At 39.0% G+C, this 11516-nt stretch carries 6 protein-coding genes; 2 read left to right on the forward strand and 4 right to left on the reverse strand.

Features of this window, described 5'->3' with window-relative positions:
* Positions 1–51 precede the first annotated feature (51 nt).
* The 3 genes from MWU78_RS18535 to MWU78_RS18545 form a co-directional block, all read right to left on the reverse strand.
* Positions 52–1581: a SusD/RagB family nutrient-binding outer membrane lipoprotein gene (locus tag MWU78_RS18535; protein ID WP_247000553.1), complete on the reverse strand. Its 1530-nt coding sequence runs from the start codon at positions 1579–1581 to the stop codon at positions 52–54.
* Between the two features lie 12 nt (positions 1582–1593).
* A complete protein-coding gene (locus tag MWU78_RS18540) occupies positions 1594–5106 on the reverse strand; it encodes a SusC/RagA family TonB-linked outer membrane protein (RefSeq protein WP_247000555.1) in 3513 nt (1170 codons plus the stop codon).
* 172 nt (positions 5107–5278) lie between these two features.
* Complete coding sequence (locus tag MWU78_RS18545; protein WP_247000557.1) at positions 5279–6439, reverse strand: FecR family protein; 1161 nt, start codon at positions 6437–6439, stop codon at positions 5279–5281.
* Positions 6440–6557: 118 nt separating this feature from the next.
* On the opposite strand from MWU78_RS18545, the gene MWU78_RS18550 reads away from it, so the two are divergent.
* A complete protein-coding gene (locus tag MWU78_RS18550; RefSeq protein WP_247000558.1) occupies positions 6558–7148 on the forward strand; it encodes an RNA polymerase sigma-70 factor in 591 nt (196 codons plus the stop codon).
* Between the two features lie 817 nt (positions 7149–7965).
* Entirely contained in the window at positions 7966–8766 is an 801-nt protein-coding gene (locus tag MWU78_RS18555) for a LuxR C-terminal-related transcriptional regulator (RefSeq protein ID WP_247000560.1), read from the forward strand.
* A 357-nt stretch (positions 8767–9123) separates the two neighbouring features.
* Here the strand turns inward: MWU78_RS18555 and MWU78_RS18560 are convergent.
* A partial coding sequence (locus MWU78_RS18560; RefSeq protein WP_247000562.1) for an HYR domain-containing protein occupies positions 9124–11516 on the reverse strand: 2393 nt, incomplete at its 5' end.

Genomic DNA, 11516 nt, shown 5'->3' on the forward strand with positions numbered 1-11516 from the left:
ACACACCGTTTGGCACATCCCCATCTTATTCATAATGTTCGGAGCAGTCTATTAATTATCCCACCAAACGCGGGTATCCAGTTTATCTGGTCCCATCCTGCCCACGGCCGCATCTAGATTGGCTTTGTTCACAGCAATCTCAGAGTCAGGATAGGTAAGTCTATGAATAAAGTCGCTGCTAATGTCCTGGCCAGGATATGGGTTGGGTGTCAATTCAGGAAAGCCTGACCGCCTAAAGTTGGCAAATGCCTCTGGACCATTCAAAAAGGAGGCCACCCAATACTGGTTATTAATCTGTTCGTAAGCATTTGCTCCATCGAATAGGTTGTTTGCAAGGTAGGCATCAATATCCGTGTTGGAAATGGTACTATTTTCTCCATAAGCTGCCAGTTGTTCCATATGAGCTCGCACGCCATTTTCATAAAAACTAGCTGGGTTTCCTGCGATCCAACCGCGAGTGGCCGCCTCGGCCAAAAGTAGTTGCGTCTGGCCGTAAGTGCATAAGAACATTGGGGCGCTGTTCGCTCCAATTGTAAACCGATCTACCTGAGAGAAGTCATAAAAACTAGCCAATCCTCTATCGGCCACTGCCTGCCCTATTGTACTGTTATCAAAACCCATCGGCATCCCCACCTGGTCTGCTGGGTCTTTAGATGCGATCTCGAGTGTTTGCCCGGGCCCAGAGGTTGCGCCGACATATCGAATCGCCAAGGCAGCAAGTCTTGGGTCATTGTTCGTTGACAAAAAATCAATGAAAGATTCCACCAAATAGAAATTATTTGCTTCGCCACCATTGAACACTCCACCATAGGGATTTGTAAAATTGTTATCGTGACGCACAACGAAATTGTCGTCATTGGATTCCATTACCCCTGAAGAAAATGCATTAGCTACCGTCTGCTGGGCAAGGCTAACATCAACCTTGGAAAGGCGCATCCCAATCCTTAATAAGAGGGAATTCCCCAATCTTCTCCACTGATCTAGATTGCCGCCATACATTATCTCCCCATCTATCTTATCAGCTCCATCACTCAAGGCGGCAATCGCCTCATTTAACTCTTTGATAAGGTCTAAATAGATAACCTGTTGCTGGTCATAGGCTGGCAATACGACCTGATCCGAAAAGCCCTTGCCCGCTTCAAAATAAGGAATATCCCCATATTCATCGGTCAGTACACTAAAGGCATAGGCTTCCACAATCCGAGTGATACTAAGGAGATTCACCCGATCTGAAGCTTCAGATATCTGATTAATAACATCACTGGTATGTTTGATTACGTTTTCATAGTAATCCTGCCACTGGTCATCAGACACATCCCTATTATCCTGATTAAAATTGGCTCCAGAAATAATTCCGGAGTTGGGAGTGACAATTTGCTGTACAACCCCTGCATCGTAATAAATATTGGTCCCACTTGGAAACGACAACCCAATTATCGCGTTATTGATTATATACACCGGGTCTACAACATCACTAGTCGGGTCAACAGTATTTGTATTGATTTCATCAAAATTGTTTTCACAGGATACTGTAAGGAAGACCAGTACGAAAACTAAAAAGCTATTGATTCTATTTTTCATAATATTATGTCTTTAAAATTTTAAATTGAGATTAAATCCTAGGCTACGGGTAGTTGGAACACCAGTGGACTCCAATCCTGATACGTTATCTGAACTATAACCAAAGGAGTCAGGGTCAATATTTGGGACCCATTTTTTTATTATGAACAGATTGTTCGCAAAAATACTTAGTGTGGCCCCTGTTATCGGAGATGCGTCTGGTAGAAATTTATGGAAATCATACCCAATGTTGAATTGTCTAAATTTCCAAAAACCACTATCATAAACGATAGGTTCTATTATTTGACTTGTTCTTACCACTTCCCAATAGCGTTGGGATTCGGTTGCTACTGTGTTGGGTTCCCCAGCCGAATTGACCCCGACTCCAATAACGCCGGTATCCCTTCCCGGAAGTGTCATTTTATGCAGCCCATGTCGTGTGGCGTTAAAATTCGTACCTGAAATCATTTTGCCTCCTAATTTGAAGTCGATCAGAAAGGAAGCAGTGAAATCTTTGTAACGAAAACTATTGGTGATACCCCCGAACCAGTTGGGTAAGGAACTACCAAAAAATACGATGTCATCTGAACGAAGTGGTCTCCCATCGTCTCCAAAAATCTGTCTACCTTGATCATCGAACTTATACCCAAAGCCTGCAAGTTGACCTATTTCCTCACCTACAACTTGGTAAAGAAATCCATTGAAAGTATGGTTACCAACTACAATGCTCTCGCCAGGCATGTCAGTTAGGAGACTCACTACCTTCGTTTTGTTGTAGGACGTATTTAATGTGAGTTCCCATTTAAAATCTGCATTCCTGATTGGTATCAACGTCAAAAGTGCCTCAACACCATCACTTTGGCTCTCACCACTGTTAATCAAGGTACTTACAAAACCAGAGGAATTCGATATTTGGGCAGGAATGATCTGATCGAAGGTAGTCTTACGGTATACGCTAAGATCCAAATTTACCCTCGATTCGAACATGCGAAGGTCCAGTCCGATCTCTGATTCCGTAACTCGCATGGGCTTTAAATTAGGATTGGGAAGGGTACTAGTATTGGCGCCTGCAACGGGCTGAGGTGTTCCGTCTGGACCTAGAAAGAAATTAGTATTGATATTATAGAACAACGCATCCGAATAGGGAGGAACATCCGTATCGCTGCCCACCTCTGCATAGGCCACTCTAAATTTTCCAAAAGAGAACCATTCGGGGAGCTCACCAAATGAATTCGAAAACACGTAACTTGCCGACAAGGAAGGATATAATATACTTCTGTTTTCAGGTGCCAAGGTGGAAAACCAATCGTTTCTAAGAGTAGCATTCAAATAAAAGGTCTCAAGATAGGAAACGTCCAAGGAACCATACAAAGAATTTACCGAACGCTCTTCCAAATGATAAATAGGATCCTTTACCCTACCATTTTGCACGGTATATAGGTCCCGAATAACAAAGTCCGTCACATTTACACGGTTTAAATCGGTTCGACGTTTCATTTTATTTCCACCAATAGTAAGACCAACACCAAAATCTTCGCCCAAATTTTTGTTGCCTGAAAGTAGAAAATCAACATTGGTTTCACGGAATCTTCGTACTTCCTGCGTATATGTTCCGTTGGCAAAACCTTCTGGAGCAGATGGCCTAGAGGCTTGTCCCGTTGGATAACCATTATAATCCTGGTCCCGTGACCAATAGTCCTGACCTACACGTAATTGGCCAAATAACCATGGACGCACGTTGTATTTTAGAGAAGCATTCCCAAAGATACGGTCACGAACGATATTGTTAAACTGCTCCGACAACGTAAAATAAGGATTCGTCCTGTTCCTAAAACGGGAATAGACAAACTCATCTCCGTCGGCATTGAACTTATTTGCATCTAAAACGTCCAAGGGCATGGAATTAGACAAATTGTAAAGGGCAACCGGAATAGTATTGTCCTGTTGACCTACGTTGGGAGGATTGGTGTTTTCCTCATTTGAATAACTGATATTTGTACTGAAACTTAGTTTGTCGGAAAGATCATAAGTGGCACCCAAACCAACATTTACACGTTCAAATTCATTATTTGGGGTAATTCCTTCACTTTTCAATCGGGATAGCGATAGATTAAACCCCCCTTTCTCCCCTCCTCCAGAGAGTGCAATCGAGTTGGTCACGTCCAAACCATCCCTATAAAATTTTCTCACCCTATCATACACTGGTTCATAAGGCACTTCTATACCATCGAACAATATATGGGTCATTCCAGTCTGAAATTTCTCGCCAAAGGACCATTGTCCTGAGGTGGGATTTGCCGTAGTAGGCCGTATCCCATTTTCCCCCTGTCCGTATTCATATTGATAGTCAGTATAATCCAAAGGGGTTTGGTTGGCAACACTTAAGTTATAAGTAACACCAATGCCTTTTCCTGAACGGCGCGTTTTTGTGGTAATCATGATAACTCCATCCTTCGCCCGTGAACCATAAAGTGCCGCCCCTGTGGCACCTTTCAATATGGTCATACTTTCAATGTCATCGGGATTGATACTGGAAAAGCCATCACCACCATCAGAGGTGACCCCGCCGGAACTGGTACCCACCTCACCACTACTGCCGCTACTGCCACTGTTAGTTCCAAAACTCGTATTATCAATGGGAACTCCGTTGACGACGATCAATGGATTGTTTGTTCCAGAAATAGATGATTGTCCACGAATCCTGATTTTAGATGATCCACCAGGCCCTGTTCCTAAAGCGGAAACATTAACACCTGCTACTTTTCCCTGCAAAGCATTCATAAAGTTGGAGGACCTGTTTATATTAAGTTCCTCAGCATCGACCTTGGAGACCGAATACCCTAGTTTTCTGGTTTCCTGTTTAATACCTAGGGCTGTAACTACAACTTCGTCCAACCCAGCTGCGCTTTCCACTAAAGCAACAACAACTTCCGATTGTCCATTAACCGACACCTCCTTTGATGCAAAACCAACATATGATATTACCAATATGGTATTGCCATTCGCCACTTCAATGGAGAATTTGCCATCAAAATCTGCGGTAACCCCGTTTGTTGTTCCTTTTTCCACTATGTTTGCTCCTGGTAGCGGAGTACCATCTTGGTCCGAAATTGTGCCTGATACCAGAATTTGAGGTAAGTCAAAAATCACTGCTCTGTCAACTTCCATCACCGATGCCTTAATTTTCACCCTAGTAAGTATTATTTTGCGATCATCTACCTCATAACCAATTCCTTCCCGGCCAAAAAGTAAATCCAAAACACGATTAATGGAAACCCTTCTTACATTAATAGACACCTTTTTCTTTAAATCTACTGTCTTAGTATTAAAAATAAACTTGAATTCGGTATTGGCCTCGATTTCATCAATGACCTCTTCCATTGAGGCATTCCCAAAATCCAAGGATATTTTGGTCTTCTGGGAATAGGACGAATTGGCCTGCATTACAAAAGAAACAGTTATTAAAAAAAGAAGTGACAACTTCATTTTTAAATCAAATTTTAAGCGCCATGGGATAATTACCCCAGACTTTGGTGGTTTTTTCATAATTTTGAATGTTTACTGGTGGTTATACTTTTTAAAGGTTGCGATCACTTTACAAAATCGGGAAATGTTACAGCATTTTCCGATTTTTTTTTGATAGTAAATGAAAATCAAAATATGTCAAGTGATTGAATTTACTTACTTGATTTAATCCATAGGCATATGCTGTTTTGGTTTAGTTGATTATGATTTTGTTCTCTATTATCTTATACTCAATTTGATACACTTTATTAAAATATTTAAATACTTGCTCTATAGTCTCATGTTCTGTTTCAATGGTTGCATTAAAAGTTTCGTGTGCCAAATTCTCATTGTTATTTATTATTACAACATTATAATGCCTCTGTAATTTTTCAATAATGTTCTCAAAGGAAATATTTCTAAAAACTAAATTTCCATTCATCCAAGAGGTGTAAATTGAGGTATTCACTTCCTCTTGGGAAATATTATAGTCCGACCTATTATAGATTCCCATATATCCTGGCTTAAGATAAACTTCTGCCCTATCGCCTATTACTGAATTGGATTCCCTAAGACCAACTAATCCCTCCACCAAAACTACTTGTGTATCCCGGTCTTCTGGGTAGTTGGAAACATTAAATTTTGTCCCATATACATGAATATTTAAGCCCCGAGCATTAACAATGAAAGCATGTTCTTGGTCATGTGCAACTTCAAAAAAAGCTTCACCAGTTAAAAATACTTGACGCCGTTGCCCTTTTATGAAACTAATTGGGTATTTAATTGAACTTCCTGAGTTTAAGTGCACATTACTACCATCTGAAAGGACAATATTAAATTGTTTGCCATTTGGAACGCTTAATGTGCTATAAATCAATTTCTGGTCTTTGCCCTCACCATAGACTAGTTTATTCCCATTACGTACACCAACTACATTTCCTTTTGAATCTAGGACTGGAGAAGTTCCATCTTCCGCAATGACTTTTACATCCCCATTTTCCAACTGAAGGGTAATAGCATCAGTTCTTGGAACAATTACCGTATTCTCGGTTTTATCAAAAACACCCTGCTGCCAGATGATTCCAACACCAATAAAAAAAATAGCAATAGCCGCATATTTCATTACAGATAGTAATCTTCGACTATAGAATCGCCTCTTTCCTTTCCTCATCTCCTTTCTAAGTTCTTCCTTAATTTTATTTATATCTGAATTATTCATTGCCAAAGTGATTGCAAAATGAGTTTTAATAAAGTCCTTATAGCTCTGTTGATTTTCATGATCTTCAATCCAATTATTAAGAACATCCAAATCCTCTGCGGTCGCAGCTTGGGATAAATATTTAACAATTAGATTTTCTATTTCTTTGGAAATCATTTTTAAACCATTCTTTAATATAATACAAGACAGAATTACTATACCCTAACTTTTTGATTGAATATTTTTTTATATTCACATTATAATTGGTAATATTTTGAGATTAAACCATCTTTTTATGAATTTTAACGATAATGATGCTCTGGTAGAAAACCTCATAATTGGGAATGAGAAAGCGTATATGTTTCTTTTGGACACCTATCATAGAAGATTAAATGCCTATGCTCTAACCTTAGTAAATGATCAGGCCCAAGCTCAGGATATAGTGCAAAATGTCTTCTTGAGAACCTGGAAATCACGAAAAAAACTAAAAAAACAATTTTCCATACAAAGCTTTCTATACAAGTCTGTTTACAATGAGTTTATAAACAATTATCAAAAAAATAAAGCGATGATGTTATTACAGCAAAAATATATAGAGTCGCTAGGTGAAGTCGCAGAAGAATCTGATGAGAACATTTTAGAACGATTGATTACCGTCGTGAACAGTGAAATTAAAAATCTACCCCCAAAATGCCAGAGAATATTTATCTTAAGTAAAAAGGAGGGCCTTACGAATATTGAAATATCAGAACACCTCAACGTCTCTATAAAAACAGTAGAGGCTCAAATCACCAAGGCCTTCGGAATTCTTAGAGAAAAACTAGGTAAGAAATATGAGGTGATAATGTTTCTTATCTTTAGTAGCGAAAGTGAAAAATTGGTTTAAGGAACTTCAACCACAAATATGAACTTTTTATATTAGTGCTAATTTAGTTGGACCTGTTGAAGCTAATGCTTTTCAATTTCTTATTTTAACAAATTATTGCTACTTCAGTTTTTTTTATAAACCGTTACACCCTGGAGGTTTTAACCATGGATAAATATTTTTGAGCCTTCACCCCTTACATCATCAAATTTTAGATAATTGTTAGCTCAATCAAAATATAAAAATGAGCCGATTAGATACTTTAATCGGCTCAAAGCAATATTTTCTATTGTTTTCAAAGTAAAGTTATATATTGTTGAGGAAATTAAAGGAGGGGTTTAAGTGGTCCCAGAGACAAATACACTGTTTTAACCCAATGCTAATTTCCGTGTACTTTCCGCGACTTTTCGTGCCTCAATTTATTCCTAAACCAAAAAATAAGGGAATCTAATATTCCTACCTGGTAAGCTTATTTAAAGAATTATTAACAAGGCCTTAACTTAATGTCGACTCGATAATTCAAAGGATCAAAATTGTTATCATTGTAATCAATAATGTGGATGATGTCTCTTCAAAAATCAAAACCGCTTAAAGGAATTTATTGCATGAGTAATGGTTTATTGCAGTTCAAGCAATTTAAGATACCATACTTGAGCGAGGTTAGTCTCTATGACTGCTAAGGAAACTTTCGAAATATTATCGCAAAAGTGAAATCCAAAAGCTTGAAAAGGTACTGTAAATAATTATGGAGCTACGGAGAATTATCTTCTTTCATATTGATAAATGTACTAATTTCATTTATAATTGGTTTTGTTTTAATCCCCCCTTAATTATAAATATGAATAAAGCTGATAGTCTCAAGGTTTTTAGTGTTTGGAGCGAAAGAAATTCAATTAATCAACCTAAAAAAAAAGAACTTCTTTTAGAAATAATAGATCAAATTGCTACCTTATTTGCTGTAGGGAGTTATTATTATTTCGTTGTAAATTTTGGGAATATTACAATGGACTTTGTTCACGAAGGCGTAAGAGGCCTATTAGGTATTGAACCAGAAGAGTTTTCTATGGAAAATTGCTTTGAAAGAATGCATCCTGAAGATCTTGCATCCATGAATGAAAAAGAAGTGCTTGTATTCGACTTTTTTTTTAACAAGATTCCAAAAGAAGATTTATTTTCATACAAAACGGTATATGTTATGCGGATGAAACATGCGGATGGAACTTATAAAACCTTTTTACATCAATCGTCTATTTTTAGTGTTTCTAACGAGGGTAAAATTGAACAATCATTATGCGTTCATACAGATATTACTCATTTAAATATTCCTATTAACCATAACGTTTCCTTTATAAGTTCAAAAAAACAATCCTACCATTACACTAAAATTTCAGGGGGTTATTCTATTATAGATAAAAATTCTGTTGATTTATTTAAAATTCGTTTTAAAGATATTTTTTCCAAACGAGAAAAAGAAATTATTGAAATATTAGCTCAAGGAAAGACATTTAATGAAATAGCAAAACAACTTTTTATATCTCCCCATACTATTAACACTCACAAAAAAAATATCTTAAGTAAGTCTGGATGTAAAAATACACCAGAGTTAATTGCAAAATATTATATAAATAGTATTCTTTAAAAACATTAGAATTTATTCTAAAATAAAAATTAAGGGAAATATACTAACGTGGCAATGACTTTGATTTAAAGGCCTTAATGCGTTTAAACTGGCTTATTGGACTTATAAGATCGTACACAATCGGACAAAAGTTCCTGGAACATCCAAGAACAAGTTTTTGGTAAGCCAAAGACCCACCTCAAAAGGAAGGTGGGTCTTAGAAATACAGGCGTGTAATCTGGGGTTACTACCATTAAGTGTATTATGAAACGATATCGCAAGAACCAAACGCTATTACTTTTATTAATACATCCACTAAAGCTCTCGCCCAAGATATCAGCTTTTTTTTTAATCCCGAGGCAGGCCTCGGTGTATTTACTAATAATCAATGGCCATTTGCTTTTGGTATTGATTGCCTTGATCATCTATTGTTTTTAAAATATAATTTCCAGGTTGTATAAAGTTCAGGTCCAAACCATACCCATCCCTATTTTTAACCTCCTCAGCTTTATAGGTGCGCACCAACCGACCTATCATATCAAATACCATAATGGTCTTTACATTTATCGGAAGGTTAAAACTTGCTGTAGCGGAATAACTTGCGGGGTTGGGAGCAATATTCATATTATTTACCTGTTTTGCTGTCAGTAATCCTGGAGCCGAGATCAATTCAAAATTAATGGTCAAAGGTGTTCCCAATGTACCACTGAGCCCAACAGCTGAATAAGGTGTTCCCGTTAAACTATAATTGCCAATTGGAAAGATACTACCGGCATAATCACCGTTACTGTCTCCATTTAGTGCATAGGGAGCAACGCTCTCTGTCCTACTGATTTTCAGCGTTCCGGAAAGTACCAGTCTTATACTCTGCACATCAGTCGTGGTATTTGCACGAATGTTCAAATTTGTTGCAGACAACCCGCCTAGGTCAATAGAGCTACCATTGGAAATCGTCATAATGTCCAAATCCGTATCAGCATTCACCAATACATAACTAGACACTGATAGCACATTGTTTGAGATTACTGTAATATTCTGTGAGGTACTCTTGCTACATCCCGCAGCATTGGTAATGGTATAGATAATGGAATAGTTTCCCGCTCCTACAGAAGGATCAAAATTGCCTCCACTTACCCCTATCCCGCTATAGGTACCCCCAGTAGGCAATCCTCCCGTCAGGGCAAAAGACTGGCTGGTGTCCTGGACATTAGCAAGGGGCGCCAAGCTTACCACGGTAGTAAAATCTGAACAGGATAAGTCATCCGATAAACTGAAACTAATCGATTTTAATAATCCTTTAGTTCCACTTAGACCCGTTGCTGAATAAGGTGTTCCTATTAGTCGGTAATTTCCTAATGGGAAGACCTGCCCAGCATAGTTCCCATTGCTATCTCCGTATAGGGCATAAGGTGCGGTACTCTCAGTTCTTCCGTTATTCAAAGTGCCGGAAAGAACCAAACGTATACTTCTTACATCAGAAGTCGTATTTGCCCTAATGTTTAGATTGGTGGTAGATAGGCTGGGCCTATATATGATTGCACCATCTGTGATTGTCATAATGTCCCGGTCCGTATCTGCATCAACCAATACATAACTAGCGACCGATAGCACGTCGTTAGAGATTACTGTAATATTTTGCGAGGTACTCTTGCTACATCCGGCTGCATTGGATATGGAATAGCTAATGGCGTAGGTTCCCGCTCCTACAGATGGACTAAAAAACCCTCCACTTACCCCAATCCCACTATAGGTGCCGCCTGCTGGCAGACCACCTGTTAGGGCGAAAGGCTGGCTTATATCCTGAACGTTCGTAAAGGGTGCCAAACTTACCTCAGCTGTAAAATCTGTACAAGCCGGATTATTGCTCAATTCAAAACTCACGTTCAAGGGCGTTCCCACAGTACCCCCAAGGGCTGCAGCTGAATAGGGCGTACCTGTTAGTCGGTAATTTCCAAGTGGAAATACCTGCCCGGCATAATTCCCCATGCTGTCACCATATAGCGCATAAGGGGCCGTACTCTCCGTACTGCCGTGTATCAAATTACCTGCAAGCACCAGCCTGACACTTCGAACATCGGAAGTGGTATTAGCCCGAACATTCAAGTTAGTGGTAGGCAAACTGGCCAAATGTATTATAGCTCCGTTTGTAATTGTCATGATGTCCAAGTCGGTATCAGCATCCACTAACACAAAAGATGTTACAGAAAGGATCTGAGGTTGTGCTAAGGAAACCATAACCTGCTGTAAACAATTTTGGGAGGTATTCCCAGCCCCATCCGTCGCTGTCCATTGAATATTTGTGCCTCCCAGCGGAAAGGGATCCGTTAACGGTAACCCATCACCGCGTATTCCTAAATAGGTAAATTCTGCGCTACAATTGTCCAATGCAATAGGATTTACAATTGGTATAATTTTATTGGTACCTTGGGTTATGGTCTCTGTTATATTCATGGGACAGGTGATAATAGGAAGTGTTTTGTCCTGAATAGTAACCAAGTGCTCACAGGGTTCCGATACATTGCCCGCCCCGTCCTTGGCGGTCCAGGTGATAGTAGTATTGCCTATGGGAAAGGGAGCGTCCAGTGCAGCGCCATCGCTGCGGACCCCTTCAAAAGTAAATACGGTGGAAATATTATCAGACGCAATTGGATCAGTAAGTGTTACCGAAATAAAACATTGGGGTCCTGCATCCTGAACAATATCTGTTGGGCAGGTAATGGTGGGAACCACCTGATCTGCCAGGGCCGCAGGGACAAATTTCTTTACAAAAG

The sequence above is a fragment of the Arenibacter sp. F26102 genome, from assembly GCF_023015865.1.
Lineage (GTDB): Bacteria > Bacteroidota > Bacteroidia > Flavobacteriales > Flavobacteriaceae > Arenibacter.